The organism is Mycoplasmopsis maculosa, assembly GCF_900660665.1.
GTDB lineage: Bacteria > Bacillota_I > Bacilli_A > Mycoplasmatales > Metamycoplasmataceae > Mycoplasmopsis > Mycoplasmopsis maculosa.
Map to the genome: position 1 here is coordinate 878,350 of NZ_LR215037.1, position 24,220 is coordinate 902,569.

General features: G+C 24.2%; 19 protein-coding genes and 1 tRNA gene. 10 read left to right on the top strand and 10 right to left on the bottom strand.

The features are described 5' to 3' along the window. The first annotated feature begins 50 nt into the window (after positions 1-50). The 3 genes from EXC47_RS03665 (at position 51) to EXC47_RS03675 (ending at position 5,199) form a co-directional block, all read left to right on the top strand. Positions 51-788, top strand: coding sequence for a phosphotransferase (locus EXC47_RS03665; protein ID WP_129647217.1), 738 nt, complete (start codon positions 51-53; stop codon positions 786-788). A 9-nt stretch (positions 789-797) separates the two neighbouring features. Next, on the top strand, positions 798-4,058 hold the full coding sequence (locus EXC47_RS03670) for a DEAD/DEAH box helicase (RefSeq protein WP_129647219.1): 3,261 nt from the start codon (positions 798-800) through the stop codon (positions 4,056-4,058). A 619-nt stretch (positions 4,059-4,677) separates the two neighbouring features. After that, positions 4,678-5,199 carry a hypothetical protein gene (locus EXC47_RS03675; protein ID WP_129647221.1) on the top strand — a complete coding sequence of 174 codons (522 nt, stop codon included), beginning with the start codon at positions 4,678-4,680 and terminating at the stop codon, positions 5,197-5,199. Positions 5,200-5,502: 303 nt separating this feature from the next. Here EXC47_RS03675 and rplT read toward each other — a convergent pair whose 3' ends face one another. From rplT to EXC47_RS03695, 4 genes are all read right to left on the bottom strand, one after another. After that, positions 5,503-5,853, bottom strand: coding sequence for a 50S ribosomal protein L20 (gene rplT / locus EXC47_RS03680; protein ID WP_129647223.1), 351 nt, complete (start codon positions 5,851-5,853; stop codon positions 5,503-5,505). A gap of 61 nt (positions 5,854-5,914) precedes the next feature. Further along, complete coding sequence (rpmI, locus tag EXC47_RS03685; protein ID WP_027335021.1) at positions 5,915-6,103, bottom strand: 50S ribosomal protein L35; 189 nt, start codon at positions 6,101-6,103, stop codon at positions 5,915-5,917. Further along, entirely contained in the window at positions 6,096-6,710 is a 615-nt protein-coding gene (gene infC, locus EXC47_RS03690; RefSeq protein ID WP_129647225.1) for a translation initiation factor IF-3, read from the bottom strand. The genes rpmI and infC overlap by 8 nt, the downstream gene beginning before the upstream one ends. A 244-nt stretch (positions 6,711-6,954) precedes the next feature. After that, entirely contained in the window at positions 6,955-7,884 is a 930-nt protein-coding gene (locus tag EXC47_RS03695) for a nucleotidyltransferase (RefSeq protein WP_129647227.1), read from the bottom strand. A gap of 426 nt (positions 7,885-8,310) precedes the next feature. Here EXC47_RS03695 and EXC47_RS03700 point away from each other — a divergent pair. After that, positions 8,311-8,394, top strand: a tRNA-Leu gene (locus EXC47_RS03700). A gap of 45 nt (positions 8,395-8,439) precedes the next feature. Here EXC47_RS03700 and EXC47_RS03705 read toward each other — a convergent pair. The 3 genes from EXC47_RS03705 to EXC47_RS03715 are packed head-to-tail and all read right to left on the bottom strand — an operon-like array spanning position 8,440 to position 10,705. Beyond that, complete coding sequence (locus EXC47_RS03705) at positions 8,440-8,982, bottom strand: DJ-1/PfpI family protein (RefSeq protein ID WP_165255968.1); 543 nt, start codon at positions 8,980-8,982, stop codon at positions 8,440-8,442. Further along, positions 8,970-9,788, bottom strand: coding sequence for an alpha/beta hydrolase (locus tag EXC47_RS03710; RefSeq protein ID WP_129647231.1), 819 nt, complete (start codon positions 9,786-9,788; stop codon positions 8,970-8,972). The genes EXC47_RS03705 and EXC47_RS03710 overlap by 13 nt, the downstream gene beginning before the upstream one ends. A 17-nt stretch (positions 9,789-9,805) precedes the next feature. Then, on the bottom strand, positions 9,806-10,705 hold the full coding sequence (locus EXC47_RS03715) for an MSC_0882 family membrane protein (RefSeq protein ID WP_129647233.1): 900 nt from the start codon (positions 10,703-10,705) through the stop codon (positions 9,806-9,808). A gap of 392 nt (positions 10,706-11,097) precedes the next feature. On the opposite strand from EXC47_RS03715, the gene EXC47_RS03720 reads away from it, so the two are divergent. The 6 genes from EXC47_RS03720 to EXC47_RS03745 all read left to right on the top strand — a co-directional run bounded on the left by EXC47_RS03720 (position 11,098) and on the right by EXC47_RS03745 (position 20,525). Further along, positions 11,098-13,971 carry an OppA family ABC transporter substrate-binding lipoprotein gene (locus tag EXC47_RS03720; protein WP_129647235.1) on the top strand — a complete coding sequence of 958 codons (2,874 nt, stop codon included), beginning with the start codon at positions 11,098-11,100 and terminating at the stop codon, positions 13,969-13,971. A 25-nt stretch (positions 13,972-13,996) separates the two neighbouring features. Then, positions 13,997-15,088, top strand: a complete 1,092-nt coding sequence (locus tag EXC47_RS03725) for an ABC transporter permease (RefSeq protein ID WP_129647236.1) — start codon at positions 13,997-13,999, stop codon at positions 15,086-15,088. Beyond that, positions 15,088-16,428 carry an ABC transporter permease gene (locus EXC47_RS03730; RefSeq protein ID WP_223211714.1) on the top strand — a complete coding sequence of 447 codons (1,341 nt, stop codon included), beginning with the start codon at positions 15,088-15,090 and terminating at the stop codon, positions 16,426-16,428. The genes EXC47_RS03725 and EXC47_RS03730 overlap by 1 nt, the downstream gene beginning before the upstream one ends. Before the next feature lie 18 nt (positions 16,429-16,446). Then, complete coding sequence (locus EXC47_RS03735; protein ID WP_129647238.1) at positions 16,447-17,544, top strand: ABC transporter ATP-binding protein; 1,098 nt, start codon at positions 16,447-16,449, stop codon at positions 17,542-17,544. Then, positions 17,534-19,972 (top strand): ATP-binding cassette domain-containing protein, encoded by a 2,439-nt coding sequence (locus EXC47_RS04030; RefSeq protein WP_129647240.1) that lies wholly within the window; start codon positions 17,534-17,536, stop codon positions 19,970-19,972. Before EXC47_RS03735 ends, EXC47_RS04030 begins: the two co-directional genes overlap by 11 nt. Before the next feature lie 76 nt (positions 19,973-20,048). Next, positions 20,049-20,525, top strand: coding sequence for a hypothetical protein (locus EXC47_RS03745; RefSeq protein ID WP_129647242.1), 477 nt, complete (start codon positions 20,049-20,051; stop codon positions 20,523-20,525). A gap of 134 nt (positions 20,526-20,659) precedes the next feature. On the opposite strand, the gene EXC47_RS03750 is transcribed toward EXC47_RS03745, so the two are convergent. The 3 genes from EXC47_RS03750 to EXC47_RS03760 form a co-directional block, all read right to left on the bottom strand. Next, positions 20,660-22,069 carry an HAD family acid phosphatase gene (locus tag EXC47_RS03750; protein WP_129647244.1) on the bottom strand — a complete coding sequence of 470 codons (1,410 nt, stop codon included), beginning with the start codon at positions 22,067-22,069 and terminating at the stop codon, positions 20,660-20,662. Positions 22,070-22,226: 157 nt separating this feature from the next. Then, entirely contained in the window at positions 22,227-23,213 is a 987-nt protein-coding gene (locus tag EXC47_RS03755) for a DHH family phosphoesterase (protein ID WP_129647302.1), read from the bottom strand. A 14-nt stretch (positions 23,214-23,227) separates the two neighbouring features. Next, positions 23,228-24,196, bottom strand: coding sequence for a DHH family phosphoesterase (locus EXC47_RS03760; RefSeq protein WP_129647246.1), 969 nt, complete (start codon positions 24,194-24,196; stop codon positions 23,228-23,230). Positions 24,197-24,220 lie beyond the last annotated feature (24 nt).

Below are 24,220 nucleotides of genomic sequence, written 5' to 3' on the forward strand. Positions count from 1 at the left end.
AATTATAGTTATTATTTCAAAATATATTTATTATTGTTATGGAGGGTTAAATGTCAAAACAAATTATTAATGAAGGCCATACAAATATTTCTTACAAAGATTCTAATAAATTCATTCAAGAAAAGAAATTAACAGGATTTAATCATAAAATAAATTATGAAATATTAAATAAATTTGATTTTGTACCTAAATTAATTGAAAATAATGATAAAGAAAGTATATGAGAATTTATTGAAGGCAAACATCCTGATTTATCAAGTGAAAATTTAATAAAAATAGCTAAATTACTAAAAATACTTCATAATTCTAAGTTAAAGTTTCCTGCTTCTAATCATGCCTCAAGAGTAAAAAAATATTTGCAAATTATAAAAGAAAAAGGCATAAAAAAACAAGTTTTGAATGACTATTATAAGCAAATAACAACAACTTTGGCAAAAATGGATAAAAATATACCTAGTCACAATGATTTGTGATTAATGAACATTTTAGAAGATAAAAAAAATAAATTATTTATTTGTGACTGAGAATATGCCACAATGGGTGATAAAAATTTTGATCTTGCTTATTTTATAGAGAGTGCTAATTTAACAAGCGAACAAGAAGATGTTTTTCTTAATGAATATGACGATTACAATTATATTTATGTGTTAAGACATAAAATATTAGTAAATTATTTGGTAATCCTATGAGTTTTAGCTCAAGATGTTTTGCATTTTGATCCAAAACCATATGAAGAAAGAATTTATGTTTTAGATAAAGAATTAAAAGAGAGATTAAATAAAAAATAAGAGGATATAATGAATGAAAAAATAAAAGAATATCAAAGTATTTTAGACAATCTTTTAGATGTATCTCCAGGCGACACAACAATATTTACAAAAGTTAATAATAAATATTCTTTTGATTTTTATAGGCAGTTTGGTGAAAACAGCTTTGAAAAAGTTTTTAATAGCGCAAATTTTAACATTCCAATATTAGAAGTTAATTTGTTGAAAATTGCAGAAGATATTAAAAACAGTTTAACTCCTGAAGAAGTAGAATTAATTTGTGAAAACAATGATATCATTTTATCTCCTAATAAAATAAATAATTTACGCAAGGATTTTGAATCAACTAAAATTGACATTTTGGATAAGATTAAATCTAATTTTCAAAAACAATCATTAAAATGAAAATTATTTTTAAATAAAGCAGATGAAATTAATACTGAATCTAATATATGGCCTATGCATTTAGGTTTTATATTTATTAAGGTATCAATTGATAACAAAAGTATTTATGCGCCTTTGTTTTTAAAAGAAGTATATTTAGAGATTAAAAATGCTAGACCTCATTTAATATCAAATGGTGATATTAAAATAAACGAAAAATTATTATTTTTATTAAATAATGCAGGATTTGATTTAAAACTAAATGACAATATAAGTGATTGATCTATCAAGCAAGTTATGACTTATTTGAACACTATTTGGGAAAATATTTATGACTTTAATTTAGATATAAAATCTTCATTTATAAATTTAATACCTGAAGAAATTACTAATAATAAAATTGAATTTTATCCAGGTTTAGTTTTAGGACTTTTTCAACCATCTGGCGGATATGTTCGTAATAGAATGATGGAAATTATTAAAAATGATGAATTAAAGAAAATTTTTAAAGTTGAATTTAATAAAAATAAATATAAAGAAAGAGTTAATGAAGTAATATTTAATCCTAAAACCTCTATATTTAAAATTACACCAACAAATTTTAGTCAAGATAAAGCTATTGTAAGTAGTTTAAATCAAAATACCATAATTTGAGGCCCACCTGGAACAGGGAAAAGTCAGACAATTGTAAATTTGCTTACAAACATATTAGTTTTTGAAAAAACAGCATTAGTTTGTTCACAAAAGAAAGCTGCTTTAGAAGTAATAAGAAATAGAATGAATTCATTAAAGCAATTTTGCTTATTTATGTTAAATGATAAAAATATGAATAAAAAGGCCTTTTATGAGCCAATAAAAGAATATTTAACATATTTAGAAAATTATAATGAAAACCCGAGCTTAAAAGGTCAAAAAATATTAAGTGATGATGAATTAAAATTCATTAATAAAATAAATTCTTTTTACATTGATTCTAGATTCAACAAAGCTACTAAATTATTACCAAGTTTAGTAATAAATAATGAATTTATATCAGAAGAATTATTCAATAGTATTTTGAAATTAGAAAGCAATATAACATTTTTTGAAAATATGAATTTTTTAACTAAAAAAGCTATGAAAAAACATGTTTTAAAATTGAATAATGTTATATATAAGCCTTTTAATAAAACTAATAAAAAAATTAAAAAAATAATTAATAAAAATTATGAATGACTAAATAATTTTGAAGGTAATTTAAACAAAATATTAACTAATATAAAATCTTTTAAAAATGATGATTATACCTATATTAAAGGTATATTAGAGCTATTAATCAAAAATGAAAGCACAACTATAACTGATGAATCAATGTTAAAGAGTTACATTTCTAGAAATATAATTTCAAAAATAAATAATTTTACAGAAGATCAAAAAGAAATTTATACGGAATTTGCAGCAACAGTTAGATTAGCTAATTTATCTCCATATAAATTTATTAAAAAATTTTCTGAAATGATAAAAATATTGTTCCCAATAATTATTGTTACACCTGATGTAGATCTTTCTGTTTGAAAAAAAGAAGAATTAGATTACGCGATTTTAGATGAGTCAAGTCAAATTTTTATTGAAAAAGGATTACCAGTTCTTTATTTAGCGAAAAAGAAAATTTTAGCAGGTGATGACAAACAAATGAAACCAAGTAATTGATTTGGTATTAGGGTATCTGATAATGAAAGCATTTATGGCAATGTAGAATCATTGCTAGATTATGCGCAAAGTTTAGCTGTTTATAATATTTTGCTAGATAAAAATTATCGTTCAAATTATGCTTCTTTAATGACGTTTAGTAGTAAGCATTTTTATAATGAAACATTAGATGTTATTGATTCGCCAAATGATAATATAAATTTTAAGCCTATAGAAGTTATCGAGGCAAATGGTTTATGAGAAAACAATAAAAATGAAACAGAAGCTGCGATTGTAATTGATCAATTAAACAAAAATTTTGATTTATTTAATAAAATTATTTTGTTATGTTTCAACGCTAAACAACAAGACTATTTAACTACAATAATTTTTAAAGCTTATCCAAAGTTTGAAAAAGCAATTTTAGAAGGGAAACTTCTTTTAAGAAATATAGAAAATATTCAAGGTGATGAAGCAGACTTGGTAATAGCTTCTGTTGCTTACGATAGTTCAACATCTATCCATTCAACTTATGTAGGAAGACCTGGCGGAAAAAACGCTTTGAATGTAGCAATTAGTAGAGCTAAAGATAAAATGATTGTAGTAAAATCTATAAAATCAAGTGATATTTATACAGAAACAAATGAAGAATTAAAAATATTTAAAAAATGATTAGAATTTTTAGAATTGCCAGAAAGCGAACAAAAAGTTTATTCTAAAAACAAAACTATACTTAATAAAGAAAAAAATGAAAGCAGCTTATTTGATGAGATTAAGGAAACTATTGATTCTTTAATTGTTAATAAACCTTATTTAAAATTAAAAATAAATGAATCAATAGGAACATTAAGTGTTGATTTTGTTTTATATGTTAATAAAAAACCAGAAATTGTAATAATGATTGATAATTATGAGTATTCTGAAAATATTGGAAAATATTTAGAACAAAAAGATATATATAAGTTTATAAGAAGTAAAAATTATAAAGCTTATTTACTTGATAAAATTAAATGAGAATTTATAAAAGAAAATCTAATAAAAACTATAAGCAATTTTGAAGAAGAATTTAATGATTATTTTGAAGAATATGAGCATACTGAAAATGATAATAAAATAAAATTAGAAAATATGCGTAGAACTCTTGCTATTTCAAATTATGAAAGTTCAGAATTTGATGAAGACACAATTGAATTAGATAAAGAAACAAATATTATGAATCTAATCGAAATAAAAGAATAATTTCAAATTAAATGTGAGTTATAAATAATAATTTCACATTTTTTTATTAAAATGAAAAAATACCACAAATAGTTATTTACCAAAATGCCTTTTTTATAGTTAGAATTTAATACTATTTTTACTTTAAAAAAATTAATTATTTATTTGTTATATAATAAAAATACAACAAAAATGAGAGGTATAACATAAAAAATTAAATTTTTAGGCCTTGTTAGTCTTGCGACACCGTTAGTTTTTTATTGCTTCATGTAGTAAAAATGACAAAGAATATGACGAGTTTAAAATTTAAATATTATCAAGAATTAAAAATGAATTTAATAATGAGTATCAAGCTTTAAATAGTGAAAGTCCTACTTTTAAAAAAGATAATAAGATCAAAACAAATTCTAAGTTAAGCTATGAATTAAACAACGGAAAATTAAAACTATTTTTTAAGTTATATAAATATAATGCAAAAAGTAGCATTGTTTCTGATTTAATATACACACTAGAATTTGAAGTTAATGAAAATTCAGAAATTACTCCTTACGAAAAAGCAAAAACTTATAAAAAATTAGATAAATATGGTAATGAAATTACAACAAAAACTTATGAAAATGCATTAGTTTTAGCGTCAGGTATGACTGTAGAAAAATTGATACCAATTTTAACTTCTAATCTTAATGGAATAAAATATATTGATGAAATAAGTAATTTTGGTACATTAAAAGGTTCAAATGATGAGTCAAATAAATTATTTTGACATAAAAAAAATATTAGAACAAAAGATATATTAAATAACCCAACTATAGATAATAAAAATAGTTTGAATTATATAGATGCCGTTTATGAAGAATCAACTAAGATTTTAACTTTTAAATATACTATAAAATATTTTCCTTTAAAATTATTTACACAAAAAATTAACTTAGAAAACAATTCATTTAATTCTTCAACAACTGTAACTGAATTTAAAGAAATAGATAAAGTTAAACAAACAACAGAAACGAATTATAATTCAGAAGAAAATCCTAAAAAAACTGATGAAATTAGTATTTCTGACGAAAATAAAGCTTTAAGAATTTTAACATGAGAGGATGATGGATTTTCTGTATGAGGTACTGGAGCAATGTTTTCTATTGAGTTTAAAATTATATTTTAGATAATAACGCTTATATATTAAATTTAGTAAAAGAAGGATCAGAACCTAAAATAATTGTTCAAGCAACTACATCAATTAATTCATCAAATGCAAAAATTATTGATTTATTAATTAATGAAGGTTTAGAACCGAATACTAAATATTTAATAGAAATATTTAAAGATAATAAAAAAATAATATTTGAAAATTCAGAACAAAATTCTATTACTACTACAAATGAATAGTTTTATATTAAAAAAGTACGTTTTTAATTTAACACGTACTTTTTTAATATAAAAATGAGGCTTATGGCCTCATAAATTATTATTTTGCGTTATTTGCAATTTTTATTAATTGTGAAAATACTTCTGGTTGGTGAATAGCTAATTCTGATAACATTTTACGATTAATTGCAACATTTGCTCTTTTTAATCCATTAATGAATTTTGAATATGATACACCTTCAGCTCTAACGGCTGCATTTATACGAGCTATTCATAATTTTCTGTATTCTCTTTTAACTTGTTTTCTGTCTCTAAAAGCGTATGTTCAAGATTTAACAACTGCTTGTTTAGCAACTTTGTAACCTATTGACTTGTGTCCAAAGTATCCTTTAGCAAGTTTTATTCATTTCTTTCTTCTAGCTCTTGTAACTGTTCCACCTTTTACTCTCATGTTTCAATCCTTTCAAAATTTTAATTTAATTATTTAATTTAATACTTTACGTCTGTAAATATTACATTAAAGCTTTGAATCTTTTAACATCAGATGCATGCATTTGAACTGATTTACGAGCTTGACGTTTTTGTTTTGTTGTTTTGTTTTGTGCTAAGTGTGAACGATATGCTTGTTCACGCATAACTTTTCCTGTACCTGTGATCTTAATACGTTTTTTAAGAGCACTTTTAGTCTTCATTTTAGGCATTGTTTGCTCCTTCTTCTGTGTAGTCATCATCTTCTTCATCTTGACTTACACTTTGACTGTTTGTAGTTTTTTTATCTACTAAGTTATGTTCTTTTTTGTATTTTGCAACTTTCACTTTATCTGGTTCTAAAGACATATCTAAAAAACGATTATTAACTAAAGTAGGTTCTTTACTAATTTTAGCAACATCTTCAACTAATTTAAAAAATTTGTCTAATGTATTGTAACCTAATTCTTGTCTAGCTAATTCTCTTCCACGGAACTTAAGACTAACTTTTAATCTATCACCATCAAGTAAAAATTCTTTAGCTTTTCTACTTTTTGTTTGTAGGTCATGATCACCAATAAGTGGTGTTAATCTAATTTGTCTATTTTGGATAACCGCTTGTTTTTCCTTAGCTGCTTTTTGTTTTTTCTTTCTTTCGTATTTAAATTTTCCATAATCTAATATACGGGCAATTGGCTTTGGTTCAACAGCTATGATTACAAGATCTTTCTTTTCATCTTTTGCCATTTCAATTGCTTCATATGTACTTTTTACACCGATTTTTTCACCATCTGAACCTATAACAAAAACTTTTTGAAAAGGTATATTTTCGTTAATCATATGTTCTTGTTGTGGTTTTTTAATTTTTCTATTAGTTTGAATAATAACTCCCTCGATAAATTTTTAAATATACTACCAATAAAACATCAGAAAGATATTTTTAATTGTAGCTGAAACCCAAGGCTATTACCATCAGGTGAGAATTTAATTCTTCTTCTGCAATTAAATATTGCATATTTATTTTAACACAAAAAGAATAATAAAAAACTATATTTTAGAAAATATAGTAAAAATTTTTAATTATCTATTTTAGTTTATTTTTTATAATTTTTCTTAAGATTTTTTTATTTGAAATTCAAGCCACAGCTCTTTTTATCCTACTACTTGTATATCTTTTAGAAGTGCATTCATCTATAAAAAGATCATAGTTATTTATGCCTGATTTTTTAATTAATAAATTTTCCATTCCTTCAGATATTACAGGTATTTTTGACAAAATTTCTTTATGAATTTTTAGTATATTTTTTTTAAAATTTTTGTAAATAGAATAATTTTTATTTGTAATTTTTTCTATTTTTATAGGAGTAAAATTTTTAACATTTTTTCTTTCAAATAACATTTTTCTAATTAATGAAGCAGATGCAAAATTATCTTTTGTTGTTTCTGAATGAAAATCAATATTTCTTTCTATGGTGAATACCTTAATAGGCAATGAATTATTAACTATAGTTTTTATATATTCTAACCCTAATATATCATTTGGCATTTCAATAGATTCACCTGTTAATTCTTTAAGTGCTAAAGAAGAAGCTTTTGGAAATGATATTTTTAATTTTTTTTGAAAGTTTTTTATTAATTTGTAATATTCTTCACTATTGTCTTTTAAAGCATTTGCTATTTTGAACATTTCATTAGGATTATTAGACTCTGAACCAAAAACTAATTTGTCTATTTTAAATTTATTATATAGCTTTAAAACAGCATTTTTGGCAAAAATATGAGCCGCTTGAACAGTTTCTTCAAAATTAAGTTTTGCTACTTTGCTAACACCATATTTTTTTGCTATTATTACTCTTTTATAATATGGTAGAATGTTAATTTCTCCTCTTTGAGTAAATTTACCTGACATAACTAAAAAAATTTTATCATTTGGAAATTTTTCTTTAACTCAATTTAATTGTCTTAAATGTCCATTATGAAAAGGGTTATATTCAACAATAATTCCTACAGCCATATTTTCTCCTTTTTGATATACTTTAATTATGGGATTCACAATATATGAAATAATTTTTTTTAGTATTTCACTTGCTATTGCTATTTTTTGTTCTTTATCAATATTGTATTATTTATTAAGACTTAGAAATAAAGAGTATTATCTTAAAAATAATAATTTGAAAGAGTATAAAAAAGCTATTCTAATCTTATCAATAGTATCATCTATATTAATTCTAATTATATATATACCGATTTTTATTTACATAATTATAAAACTTTATAGAATTATTGGATTAGATAATAATAGACAGATGATTATACAAATAGTAATGCTTTTAATTAGTTTACAATTATGTCCTATTTTGATTATTTCTATGCCTATTAAATGATTGGTATTAAAAAAATTCTATGTAACTAAATAAATTGAAGTAAAATATATGTATAACCCCAAGTGGTGGAATGGTAGACGCTGTGGACTCAAAATCCATTGGAGAAATCCGTGCAAGTTCAAGTCTTGTCTTGGGGACCATATGTTTTACATCAAAAAACTTAACTCCAGTAGTTAAGTTTTTTATTAAATTGCATAAATTTCTTTTCTTATTTTTTCAGAAATTTTTTCATCATAGTATACTTTTAAAATCAAAAGAGCAAATTCAGTAGACGCTGCAGGACCTTTTCCAGTTATTATTTTATTAAAAGCTGTTGCAGCAAAATCATTTCTTTTTGACAAAATATTTTTAATAGAATCAATAGGATAAGATGAAAATGGAATGTTTTCATTTATTATCTTATTTTCAAATAAAACATTAGGTGCATCACATATTGCGAAAATATATTTATTTGAATTTTTAAAATCATTTATATTTTTTATTGCAACAGAATCTTGTCTTAAAAGTTTTGTTCCTTTACCTCCTGGAATAAAAATGGCATCAAATTCTTCAATTTTAAAAGTATTAACACAATTAAGTTTTACAATATTATGTTGCCCTTTTATTATTTTCTTTGATGGATTATAATAAGTAACATTTTGTAATAATTTGCTTCTTTCTAAAATACTTATAGTTGTAGTTAGTTCCATATCATTAAAATTATCATGTGCTAAAACTAGTAATTTCATTTTTTCTCCAATAATATTTTGCTTGTCTCAATATCATAGTCTTTTAACCATGATTTTGCGTATAAAGGATCTTTAAAATCTATTTCTTTTATATAACAATTTTTTACAAATTTTTTAAAAAGTAAATTATAACCATAATCTAGGTAAAAATCGTCTTCTAAAATGTAAAAATAATATAAATTTTTGTTAAAACTTTTTAAATTTTTTATTAATAGATTTTCAGAATCATTTGAAAATTTTAAAAAATTTATTTTAAATTTTGTATTTAATTTTAATCTATTTTCTTTTAAATATGCATGCATTTTATTTATATTTTTACTATTTATTGTTAAAACATGTGGATAAATATAGCTAAAATTATATAAATCTTCATAATGAGACTTTTTGCTTAGTTTATAAAAATTTGTAAAGTCATTATTAATATTCATGAAATAATTTGTGATAGGACCTCATATTATGATTTTGTCTAATTTATCGTTTAATTTTTTCAAGTTATATAAAATTAATGAAGAACCAAAAGAATGAGCAATAATTGATATTTTATTTATATTTATAATATTTATAAACTCTTCGAATAACTCAATTAAAAAGGAAGTTTGGGCAAAATTTATTTCAGTTTTATTTAAGTGTAATAAATTTATGTTTAATGAAAAAATATTATAATCAAACATATAATTTTGTATTATATGTCTATAATCATAATAGCTTTTAAATAAATTAGGAATAATTATTAAATTTTTATTAGAATTACAATTATGTTCGAAGTAACTAACTTCCATATTTTTATATCAAAATGTTTTAATCATATTATAAAACAGCAGTATTATACTGCTGCCTTTCTTTTAATTATTCCTCTATAAGCTGCATATAAAATTAATGCAAGAGGTAGTAAAATTGTTAAACAAACTATTATAAAGTAAGCTTTCATTCAAGCTTTATTTCTTTCTTTTTTAGCGGTTTCTATCTTTTCGTAAATTTCACTTGAATTATCACCTAAGTAATCCACTATATCAGCTAATCTTTTTTTATCAAATAAAATTATTAGAATATATAAAACTACAGCTAGTCCTAAACTAGAAGCTAAAAGTATACAAAATAATTGTGTGTTACCAAAAGCATTATCTAATAGCTCTTTTCAATCAATATTTAATTTAACAACACTATTTTCATTTCCTATTGTTCATGCTCCTGACTTATATAATCCAAAAATAATTAAAGCAACAAGCCCCACATATGTTATTGTAAAAATTAATAATCAAAGTAGGTTTATATCCTTTAAAGCAATCTTTCTATATGTAATATGAAAATTGTTGCTTGAAGTTTTATCATTATTATTCAAACTTTCTCTGTATTTATTTATAGTACTATTTCATTGTGTTAGTTCAATTGTATTTTTTATTGTTATAGCAATTGATATAAATGCTGAAGCACTAAAAGCAATTATGTATCCATAAAGAGGACCGCTTTCTTCTTCTACAGAAAAAGGAGTTATTTTTAATATTGCTAAAGCTAGTAAAATTATAGAAGTTATAAAAAGAGAAAAAGATAATGCAATATTAAATGATTTTATATTTTTCTCTAGTTTTATAACTTTATATAAATGATTTGGTATTTGATTTTTAGGATCTCTATATTTATTATTCTTTTTTTCATCAATTTCAACATTATTGTTGATAATGGTTTCTATTGTTTCTTTGCTTTCTATAGGTTTATAATCAGACATAACACCTCTTTTATTTTTTTATATAACTAAATTTTAATAAATCTTTAATAAAAAAATCTTAAAATAAAAATTTTTTTATGTTTTTTTATTTACATATTAAAAAATCCTTTATAATAAGGTCGTTATGAATACAAGAACTATATTTGCACAAAATATGATTATTAAGAACTTCATTAAGATTGCCTTAATGATTATTTCGTAATCAAATTCCTGTGTTATTTAGTTTATTTTTCAATAAAAAATAAAAGTAGTGAAAATAATAAAAATTAAAAGACAGGAACCAAAAAAGTTTCTGTCTTTTTTATAATTAAAATTCATAACATATAGAAATAATAGATACATTTAAAAAAATATTAAAATATAAAAAAACATTATTAAGATAAGGAGAAATAATGAAAAGAAAATTAAGATTACCTTTATTATCTTTTACAAGTTTGTCTCTTTCAGCTTCTGCTTTTGTTGCTGTTAGTTGTGCTGTTCAAAAAGATAATAACGATTATACTAGAAATATAGTGTCAGAATTAACATCAAGTAAAGACATTTTTTCACCAGAAAGTTTTTCTTCTTTAATAGAAAATACTGATATAAATAAAGATTTTGCTAAAAGACAAATATATAGAGAGGTTGTTGCTGCTGAACACCAACAAGAATCAGCTTATTTATATGATAAATCAGCTTCTTATGGTTCATTTTTACAAATTTATGAAGAAAATTTAGCTGGTTCACTTTTTAGACAAGAAACTACATTACGTCCAATAGCTATTGATGCAGACGGTTTAAAAATTGTAAGACCATCAGTTTGAAGATATAAATTAGAATATGCAGATAAAGTAATAGTTACTACAAAAGATGGTGTGTTTGAATTTGATAATGATGAAGCTGAAGTTAAACCAACTGCTGAATCAGAAGCTACATTTGAAAACAAGAAATTCTCTGTATTTAATAAAATTCAGTATCAACTTAAATCAGAAAATCAAAAAAGTATTAACTCAAATTACTTTTTTGATAAATTAAAAGAAGCTACAAAACTACAATTTACAGTTAGAGAAGGTGCTAAATGAGTTACAAATACTGGTGAATTAACAGATTTTAACATCAAACCAAAAGATTGATATATATCATGATTAAGAACAATATTTTTAACAAAAGGAGTTAGATCTAAATCTTTAAGTGATGCAGGTTTAACTTCTGAGCAAATTACTTTATTAGATAAAAATGCTAATGCTACTTTAGACAAAGGTGCAATAGCATTTACTGAAAAAAGAAATTATCCAAATGGATATTTATATGGTTTATTTAATGTAAATTCAGATAATTTTTCAGACGAAACTAAATTTTTAACTGACTATAATGGCAAACAAGCTATTACATTTGATGTTTTAAAATCTGATGAAAAAAGCTATTTTGATGGACTTTTTGAACATTTAGCAACATCACAAGATTTTATTCCTGCACCAAGCGAATACATTGCATCTAATTCTTCATCATTTAAGCTATACCCATTACAAAATACAGAAGATGCTAAAAATGCAGCAGTTGCTGTTGAAACAGAAGTTAAAAAATTAAGTTCAGATAATAAAATAGTTCAAGCTGGTGTATATTGATATGGATTATCATTAAAAAATACATTAGTTTCTGGAAGATACCATTTTGCTGGTTATAATCCTGACACACAAGAAGAAAAGTTTTTAAGAAATGAAAATTATTTTGCTGTTAGTCAAAAGAGTCCAAAAGAACTTATACGTAGATATCAAAATAATATTGACAAAGAACAACTTAAAAATATTTTATTTAATGAATATAAAGCGGGAAAAATTTCATCTTTATCAACAAATAATTTAAATGATAAAGATAAAACTGAAATTATAAAAGATAGAAATAATTATGGAGCATTTTATTCTAGAAGTTTAATAACTAATAGTACAAAATATAAAACATTACCAGTTTTAACTCCTCTTTCATATCAACTATCAAAAAATAAAGTTGAAGATTTTAATTTCAATGATAATTATTCAAAACTTGTTTATGGTTTATCTCGTCAGGAATTATTAAACGGAACAGTAAGTGGAGTTGAAACATTAAAAAAATTATACACAGGTTATGGTTTATCATTTAGAACAATGATTAATGCTGCTATTAACTGAGAACAAGTTGCTAACTTTGTTTCAAGCGGTGAACATAAAAGTTGAATTTCAGGTTATGCCCCAGATGGTACTATTAATGCAAAAGATGCATCTACCACTACAAAACCTACATTATTAGATAATTACGAAGAAATTTCAAAACTATTTGCTGTTGATTCTGATGGTACTAGAATAGTATTAAATGAAAAATTAACAGAAGATAAAAATAAATTTGTATACCCTGAACAAAATGCAGAAAAAATATTAGATGTTCAAGACGATAAATTAAGAATTCAATCAGTTGCTTTCCTTGTTTTACAACAAAAAGTTACTCAATTATTAGATAAATTTTATGCTGAAAATAATTTAGGAGAAAATGAAAAGATTCAATGAACAATTCCATGAAGATATACTAATTGAAATCCTGTAACATACGAGTCACTATTTTTAAATATTATTCCTGAATTAATTAGAAGTTTAGATACAAAAAATAGATTAGAACCTAATTATAGTTATTTCTCAAAAAGAGAAGGTTTAATCCAACACTTAATAGAACCAACTTCAGGATTTCAAGCTGCTGGATGAGGTTATGATTTAAACAGTTTAGGTTCAGGTATAGACGGTCAATTATATAATGGCGCACTACAACCATTAGTTATACTTGCAGGAACTGATGAAGCATTTGGTCAACATCTAGCAAAATCATTCCCAGAATTAGCAAAATTATCTAAGAAAATGATTGAAAAAGTAAAAGATTTACCTTCAGTTGCAGGAGGTGTACATGCAGATAAATTTAAGGAATTATCATTAAAAGATATTTCTGCTTTAACTCAAGAATATTCACATTATAAATATGAGAATGGTAATTTAATTCATAGCGAAACAGAAGTTGAAAATTCAGGACTATTTTTAGAATTTACAAAATTTTATGTTGAATATGTATCATCAATTTCTACAGATGAAGCAGTTGCATTAGCTAATGAAATTTCTAATTTCATAGGACCTGTAATTGATAGAGAAAGAACAATAAGCAAATCATTAAATCTTTCATTTGCCAACCCATATATAAATCAACCATATTTTGGAACAAATATGAATTGATTCTCAGATATTACTTATGCTAACGTTGATGATTCTAAATAGATTATAAAATAGAGTTTTTAATCAAATGTCAAAATATTTATTAAAGAGAATAGCCCTGGCTATTCTCACTCTATTTATTATTTTAATATTTTCATATACATTAATCGTTAGCTTTATTGAAAACCCTTTTACAATTCAATTAGAACAAGCAAAAACACCACAAGATAAAGAAAATTTTAGAAGATTAGCTGAAATTTATAATAACACTCCTGTATTTACAAAAATTGTTACATATTTTTCTAACTTCTTTAAAGGTGATTTTGGACAAACATTTTTTATCAAAAATGATTATAAAACAATACCTGGTTTATTTTTTGCTCCATTAAAATGAAGTATATTGGTTTCACTACCTTCATTTATTTTAAGCTCTGTATTAGGTATTTCATTAGGAGTTTTTGCAGGATATAAACGTGGAACAATTTGAGACTCTATCATAAATGTTTTTGTATTTATTTTTGTTGCAATACCTTCATTTATTATTGCACCCTTATTAATAAATTTATTTAGTCAATCAGGTTTTCCAATTCGTTTTATAGCGCCAGGAGAAAATTATAGTAGTGGAAAAGCAACTATATGAACATCATTATATAGTTTAATACCTGCTATTATTGTTGTTACATTTGGTTCGCTAGCTGTTTATACCTTATATACAAGAAATCAAACTGTTACTGTATTAACAAGTAACTATATATTAATTGCTAAAACTAAAGGGTTAAACTCAAGACAAATATTTTTTAAATACGTTTTAAGAAATATTTCAATTCCGTTAATTGCATTAATTTTACCTTCATATATAGGATTGCTTTCAGGAAGTATTGTTATTGAAAAATTCTGAGGAATACCTGGATCATCATCAATAATAGCTCAAGCCTTTCCTGCAGGAGAAATAAATGTAGTTATGTTTAATATTTTCTTCTTTACTTCTCTTTCATTATTCACTGAAATTATTGTTGATATTTCATTTACCATTTTAGATCCAAGAATTGTTTATGAATCAAATTCAGGAATAGATTTATTAAGATTTATAAGAGCAGCTAAATCAAGAAAACAACAGATTAAAGAATTATTAAAACAACAAAATGAGCAAAAAACTAATTTTGCTAGAATAGGAGAGTAATGGAATACAAATTAACTTCAGAAGAATTTAATAAAAAATATCGTTTGAATAAAAATTTTATTTCAAAATTAACTTATTCAAAAAATGAAATTTCTGCAAATTCAATAGCAGGTAAACCAAAGATATTAGCTATTGAAATATTAAAAAGATTTTTTTCAAACCCAGTTGTTTTAATAGCGAGTTTACTTTTTATAACTCTTATTGTTATAGCCTTATTAGTAAAATACACATCACCTTATTTACCTGGTCAAAGGGTAGATAGTAATTGAGAAAAATTAGGTTATACAATTAAAAACACAAATATTAACACAATAAAAGCATTGCCTCCTTCTTTTTCTCCTTTTAAAACAATAACTGGTTCTGATAATGAAATTATTAGAAACATAAATCGTTTTACTGATCAAAATTATAAATTCTACGGTTATTTAAAAAACTATTTAATAAAAGACTCAACATATTTTATAGTGGATGGTAGTGTATCATCACCAGTTTATAGTGTTGATATATATAATTATTGAAAAGCTGCTGAAATAAATTCATTTATGTCACAAAATCTTTCAGATAATTCAACTTCATTTGTTACTAATCCTGCTAATAAAAAAATCGTTGATGGAGTTTATAAATTAGCAGTTGATGCAGTTAACCAAGCTAACTTGTCAACTTATTTTGGAACTACAGAAGCTGGTATAGATATTTGAACAACTGTTTGAGCCGGAACGTTAGAATCATTATGAATAGCATTAATAGTAGCTACAATTGAAACAATTGTTGGTGTCTCTATTGGAGCTATATTAGGTTTTAATGCAGGAAAATGAATAGATACTATATTTAGTAGAATTATTGAAATTTTTCAAGCTCCACCTTCAATCATATGACTTTTAATGTTTGTTTCTATTTGAGGAACATCAGCTCCAGTATTAATAGCTGGTTTATTGTTTGTAGGTTGAACATACCCTATTTCTTCAACACGTTTATTTGTTATAACAGTAAAAGATGAAGAATACATAGTAGCTGCTAAAAGTACAGGTGTTTCACCTATTAGACAAATATTTAATCACGCATTGCCTGCAGTTGTAGGTAAAATTGCTCAAAATTATGTTCGTAGAATTCCATCAGTAATTATTAGTATAGCTTCATTAGCTTTCTTAGGATTTTTCTCAGATCCAAATTCATATAACTTAGGTAAATTTATGATTGAAAATATTTCAACCGCAAGTGTAAACCCATGAGTTATGATTCTTCCTGCTTCAATATTATTAATTATTTCATTAAGTCTACAATTTGTCGCTCTTGGATTACATGACGCTTTAGATCCAAAAGTTATTAAATTAAAAAGATAAAATTTACTAAGGATAACAATGCATAAATTATTAGAAAATATAAAAACTCAAGAACTAGAAAATAATAAATTACTTAAAGTTAGAAATTTAAAGGTAGACTTTAAAAATGGGCGTAAGGGTTTAATAAGAATAGTTCGTGGTTTAGATTTAGATATAGACAAAGGACAAATAGTAGGATTAGTAGGTGAATCTGGAAGTGGTAAAAGTGTTACTTCTAAATCATTAATAAATGTTAATCCAGGTTCTATTATGTCTGCTGATGAATTAATCATTGAAAACTTAGATATAAATAAAATAAATAATAAAGAAGCAATATGAGAACAAGTTAGAGGACATTATATAGGATATATCCCACAGGATCCTTTAACTTCATTAAATCCAACAAGAAAAATAGGAAAACAATTATTAGATGCTTTAAATTTAAATGCAGAATGAGCAAAAAAATCATATATTGAAAAGAGAAAATATTTAATTTCATTATTAGATGAATTTGGAATTAGAGATGCAGAAGGTGTTTTCGATAGATATCCTCATACATTAAGTGGTGGTATGAAACAACGTGTTGTTATTACAATGGTTGTGGCATTAAAGCCAAAGTTAATTATAGCTGATGAACCAACAACAGCTTTAGACCCAACAGTTCAAGCAAGCGTATTAGCACTTTTTGAACAAATAAGACAAAAATATAATGTATCTATTATTTTGATAAGTCACAATATTAGTGTTGTTGCTAAATTTTGTGATTATATATATTTTATGTATGCAGGTAAAATTATTGAAAAAGGTACTAGAAATGATATTTTTACAGAACCTGCGCATCCTTATACATGAGCTTTAATTTCAGCTATTCCAGAAAATAATGATGAACGTTTATATACCATAAAAGGAACTCCACCTGATATGGCAAATTTACCTATAGGTGACCCTTTTGCTTTACGTAATGATTATGCTTTAGAATTAGATTTTGAAAAAGAACCTCCTTTAATACCAATAAATGATCACCATAGTGCTGCAACTTGATTATTGCACCCAGATGCTCCTAAAGTAGAATTACCAAAACATTTACAAAACAGACTTAATGTATTCAGAAAGGCTTTGATAAAAAATGAAAAATAATTCAGAAGTTATTTTAAAAATAAAAGAATTAAAAAAATATTTTACAAACAATGGTGTTATTAACAAAGCTGTAAACGGTGTTTCTTTTGATGTTAAAAAAGGAGAAATAGTTGGCTTGATTGGTGAATCAGGGTCAGGTAAGACAACAGTTGGTCGTTCATTACTTAGACTTTATGATAATTTTAATGGTTTTGTAACATTAGATGGAAAAGTTATAAGTGGTAAAAGATTATCTAATTCTAGAAATAAATTTTTAAGAAAAAATATTCAAATGATTTTTCAAGATCCACATGCAGCTTTAAATGGACAAAAAACCATTTATTCGATTTTAAAGGAACCTTTAGTTGTTAATGGTGTAATTAATGAAAAATTAAAAGATATAATGAGCGATTGAGAAAATGTAAAAAGTTCTTATATATATACTTTTTCTCAAAAAGTGAAAAACTTAAAAATAAAAAATTTAAAAGCAATAAATAAATACGCTAAAGTCTTTTTTCCAAAATGAAGTGATACATTCACTGACTATGAACATAATTTTGAAGAAAATGATGAAGACATTTTTATTAATTTCTTTAATTACCTAGAAGAAAAACAAAAGATGGAAAGTACTATTATTGATAATATGTATTCAAATACAGAACAATTAATGGACTTTTACTATCAAAAACAAAAAGATTTTAGAGATAATAAAATTACTTGAGATGAAAAAGCTCTTGTAGAAACAAAAAACGAATATAAAAAAGTTAAAAAACTTTTAAAATATTCTAATGAACAATACAATGCTTATTTAAACAAAAAAAGCTATAAAAAAGCCATAAAAGAACTTTTAAATAATAGAAAAGATAATCAAATAGCAAATGTGAATAGTTTTAACAATTTTATTTTTGAGTATAAAAATGAAGCTAAAATAAGTTGATTAACAAGAATGAATTCATATGATTTAGAATTTTATTTGTATAACTTTAAAAAACAACATTTAAATTTAGCAAAACTAAGAGAAATAAAAAAACTTAAAAATAAATTTAAATATTTATCTATGTCTGAAGTTCAACTATTGATAAAAGATATTGATAATTATGCTGTTGATTTTTATAATAAATATTTAGAAAATTTAAATTATTCAAAAGACTTTAAAAAAGTAGTAAAAAGTTATATAAAAGATAAATTTTCTTATAATCCTCAAAAGTTTTTAAAATTGAATGATAATGATAAAAACAAACATTATGACGAATTAATTAAATATTATTATTTAATAAATGAAGCAAATAAAGTATTATATACAAAGCAAAAACCTGCGGCTTCACTAAAAGATTTAAAAGAAGCTAAAGAAAAAATTAATAATTCAAAATATGTTTATTTAGAAGAAAATAAAAAATATTATTCTAATATAAAAAATGATATGAAAAAATTAGACTTGGAAATTCTTGAAGAATCCCTAGTTTACAAAAGATTAAAAGCTATGCAGTCATTTACTGATAAAGCGTTTATGGAAATATCAAAATCATTCTTTAACTATTTAAACACTAAATTATTAAGCGCTAAATCTGATTTAGAATCATTACAAAAAGAATTAAATTCATTAGAGAAAAATAAAGTTAATGATTCAAAAATATTAAATGAAACTAGAACAAAGGTTTATAAAGCACAAGTTGTTGTAAATGAAATAAAGAAAAACATTTCTATTTATAAAAATAAAATTGATTCAAAATTAAATACTTTAAAATCATTTACATTTGAAGTTAAATATCTTCTTAAGGATGTTAGAACAATTTATTTACTTTTAGGTGTGAATAGAACTAAAAATAAATTTGTTAATTTTATTAAAAATACAGCTGCAAGATTTTTAATAAAGAATTTATTGTATAAAACTACAATTTATAAATCTCTTGAAGATGTTGGATTATTAAAACAATTTGCTTATCGTTATCCACATGAATTTTCAGGTGGTCAACGTCAAAGAATAGTTATAGCTAGAGCCTTAATAACTGAACCTAAAGTTATAGTTGCAGATGAACCTATAGCTTCTCTTGATATTTCAATTCAAGCACAAGTTGTTAACTTATTAAAAGATCTATGTCAAAAGAAAAATATAGGAATGGTATTTATAGCTCATGATTTAAGCATGATTGAGTATATAGCGGATAGAGTTGAAATAATGCATTTAGGAAAAATTGTTGAATCAGGAACAACTCAAGCAGTTTATAATAAACCAACACATCCATATACAATTAATTTATTTAAAGCTATACCTAAAATTTCTAATGCAAATGAAAAATTTGAAAACATTAGCTTTGAATTAGATTATTTAAAAGAACAAAATTATCCTAATATTCCAAAAGAATTTAAAGTTGAAGAAGATCATTTTGTTTATGGTACAAAAGATCAAATTGTAAAATGAACAAATGCTGTTGGTATTAAAATAGATTAACAATGAAAAAATAGGTATTATTTGCCTATTTTTTATTTATAACTTTTAAAATAATAAAATTTAATATAATTTAAATATGAATAAAGTGAAAGAATATTTTTTAAGATCATTTTACCCTAAAAAATGAATACATATGGCTATTGTTATAATCGCATCATTAACATTATTTTTAATATTATTTTTTTTAAAATGACAAAATAATGATTCATTAAGAGTTGCAGCTGATTCAACTTTTGTTATAGGAATGACTTTTTTTGTTTATGGAATAATAATACTAATTTTTCAAATGGGTTTTGGATTAAGTCTTTTTAGGAAAAATAAATATAAAGAGGAAAATGACTTAAATAATGAAATTCAAAATGAAAAATCAAAAAAAAGAACAAAAGCTTCTGAATTAAGATTAGCATATTTAAATGAAAAGTATAAAAAAGCAGTTAATGAAAGAGAAATTAAAGACTCCAATAAAAAATATGTATTAATGGAAGTTTTAATTTCTATAATAGGAATAATATTATTGATAATTTCAGGTATTATTTCAAATAATTTAATATAAATATAAAAATAAATTAAACATATTTTTTAAAGAGGGTAACCTCTTTTTATTTTTTTATTTAAAGTAAATAAAAAAAGCGATTGCTCCTTTTTTATAGAGGTTAACGCTTCTTTATAATTATATTAATTTAATGTTTAAGCACTAGGACTTACTGTACCATTGTTAGTAGCTTCATCAGTTTCTATACTTTTATCAATTGATTTTTCTGTAGGTTTTTCTTGTCATTTAGAATCTTTTGTAATTTCTTCAAGAGCTTTAGCTATTTTTGTAAATGCACCATATCCATATTCTTTAGATCAATCACCATATTCTGCATTACCTGGTGTTTGAACATAGAATTGATCTCATTCTAATTCTTTAAATGTTACTTTTTTAGTTGTTTTATCATATGTTGCTTTTTGTCCTTTTGCTCCATTTATATTTGTAAATAAAGCTTTTAAAGCAGGATTGTTTTTGTATTGAGCTACTCTTTCATCATTTGTTTCTGGAGCTATATTATCAAAAAAGTCATTGTAGTTATCACCAATTTTCATAATAACTTTAAATTTAACAGCTTCACCAGATTTATTATCAGCTAATTTAAGGTTTCAACCAGTTTCTTGATTTTCACTAACTGCATCCATTCTTGTATTTTTTAATACACTTTTTCCTAATGCCTTAGCATTTTCTCAATTTTCAAAAGTTAATCATGGTTGAGCAGCATATTTGGTTTGATCAAATTTTATTGATGAAACTGATTCTTTGTCACGATTAACATTTTCTCTTAAACTTTTTAAAACACTAGCTGTTTCTGAAGTTGGTTGATATGGTAGTGAACCTCTCATTCAGAATTGTCAAGGTTCAATAAATTTAAGACCTAAAGCTTTTAGATTTTCTATTGTTCCTTCAACAACTTTCTTACCTTGAGGCATATTTGAGTTAAACATTACAACTGCACCTTTTGATTGAATATAATTAATAAAATCAATAGCACCTGGAATTTCTCTTCTTAAACCTTTAACATCAAAATCTACTTTTGTACCTTCATGGAAAAATCCTTTTTCGTAAACTGATAATCCTTCTATATAGTCATTAGCTAAAACAGTTTCATCAATATCCATAAACACAACAGGAACGCTTTTTCCTTCTCCTGCGTTTTCTACTTTTTGTATAGTATTATAGTTCTTTCCGTATTCAATATTTTGTGAATTACCTTTTTTCATTAAATTATCAAATGCAGCTTTCGCTAAAACAAATGATTGTTTTCTGCTAATGTGGTTTTCAACACTTTTAATGTATCAAACTACAGCACCAAAAAGACCTGCTTGATTATGTACTTTTTCTACTAATTTAGCTTTTTCTTCTTCACTTAAAACTTTTTTTAAGTCTAAAGCATCAATTAATTTAGCTTTTTCTTCTTTGCTTAATTGTGATAATTGATTAATTAATCCTTGTTCTTTTGAAACATTTTCACCACTTTTTTCAACATTACAAGATGCTGATGCTAGAACTAATGGTAAAGTTGAAGCACCTAATGTCATAAGTGAAACTAATTTTTTGTTCATAAAATTCCCCTTTGTAATAAATAAATACTAATAATATTTTAATTAATATTTAAATAGTATCTATTTATTTTTATTTAAAAAAAGTTTTTTATGAAAATTTCCACTATTTTTTTAAAAATAAAAAAAATAGCAATAAAATATGCTATTTTGTGGTAAATTATTTTATTACGTTTTCGTTACCTTCTTTTTCTCATCTAATAACTTCTTTTGCACAATCATCTATAACTTGTTCTATTTGATTAAAAGAATCAATGATAGCTCCTGAAGCTCTTTCATGGCCTCCACCGCCTCATTTAACAGCTACATTTCTGACGCAAGGTCCATTTGAACGAAATTCAACTCTAATTCTTCCGTTTTCTTCTTCATTAAATTGAACTCAAAATGGGTATCCTTTTAAATTACCAATAGTATTAACTCTTACAACTTCGTTAGAATTTTTATTTACTGATTTAGCTTCTTCCAATGAAATAGTTGTATATGCTACTTTATCACGATATTTTAAGTTATCAAAAAGCAATTTTGTTAACTTAATATCATCCAATGATGTTTCACTTAAACCAGCAAAAACTTTTTCAGCATTTAATCCATTTTTATATAAGAATGACACTAATTCATGAGTTCTATATGAAACATCTGAAAATTGAAAACGCCCACTATCAGTTACAATTCCTAAAAATAAGAATTCAGCTGCTCTAGGTGTAACCTTTCATTTAGCTTGAAAAGCTAATTCAGTAACCATTTCATCACCTGCTATTCTTGCAGATTCTACTCATCTTGTGCATTTATCTAAATCATCATCATTTGGGTGATGATCTATTCTTAAAGTTTCTTTAAAAAGATTTTTATCTAAAACGTGTCTATATTCAATTCTTTCTTTAAAATTAGCATCGACAATAACTCCCAATGATTCCTTTAAAACTTCATCATTAGGTATTTCGTCAAAATCAAATCCCATAAAGTCTAAAGTTCCATTATTATTACCAATTGCATAAACTCTTTTATTAGGGTAATTTGCTCTTAATAATTCTCTCAACCCAAATTGACTACCTAAACAGTCACCATCTGGTCTAATATGGTGAAAAATAACTATACTATCGTATTTTTCAATTAAATTAAAAGCATCTTCTCATTTACCAATAACCATATTTCCAGCCATTTTTATTTCGCCTCTCATTCAACAATTGCATTATTTAAATCATCTATAACTTGGTTAATTTCATCTCATGAATTAATTGTGATACCAGCAGCATTATCATGGCCTCCACCGCCATATTTATTAGCAACTAAATTAACTAATGGTCCATTAGATCTCAACCTTCCTCTAACTTTTCCATCTTCTAGTTGTATAAAGAAAGCTCAACATGAATTATCGTCTATATTTGCTAATTCGTTAACAAAAGAAGCCGCTTTTAAGCTATCAAAACCAAATTCTTTCATAATTTCATTAGTTATTTTAAAATATAAAACTCTTCCTCTTTTTTCAAATTTTGAAAGAATTTCACCTGAAAATTTAATATCATTAAGTGTTCTTTTGTTTAACTCTCTATGAATTCAAGTTGGTTCAAATCCACTTTTTTCATATAAATATGCTACTAATTTATGTGTTCTAGCTGATGTATCAGGATATAAAAATCTTCCACTGTCAGTTACAATACCTAAAAATACATGTTCAGCAGCTTTTTTTGTTATTTCTCAATTTGCTTCTCTTGCTATATCAGCGATCATTTCAGCAGCAGCTACATAACGTTCATCTACTCATAAATAATCGTATTCAATATCACTACCATTTGGATGATGATCAATTCTAAGAGTTGCTGTGAATTTTTTTTCAATTAATAGTTCAGCACATTCAATTCTGTCAGAACTTGATGCATCACAAACAATACCTAATGAATTTCTAAAATCAACTTTTTCAATTGGGTCAAATTTATAATTCATTCAGTCAAATGTATGTACATTGTCACCAACAGTAAAAACTTTTTTATTAGGATAATTTGTTCTAATTAGTTCAGCTAAGCCAGCTTGACAACCTAAACAATCGCCATCAGGTCTAATATGATGAAAAATAATGATATTTTCGTATTTTTCAATTGCATTAATTGCTACACTAGGATTTCCTATTTTCATTTTTCTCCTTAAATAATTATTAAA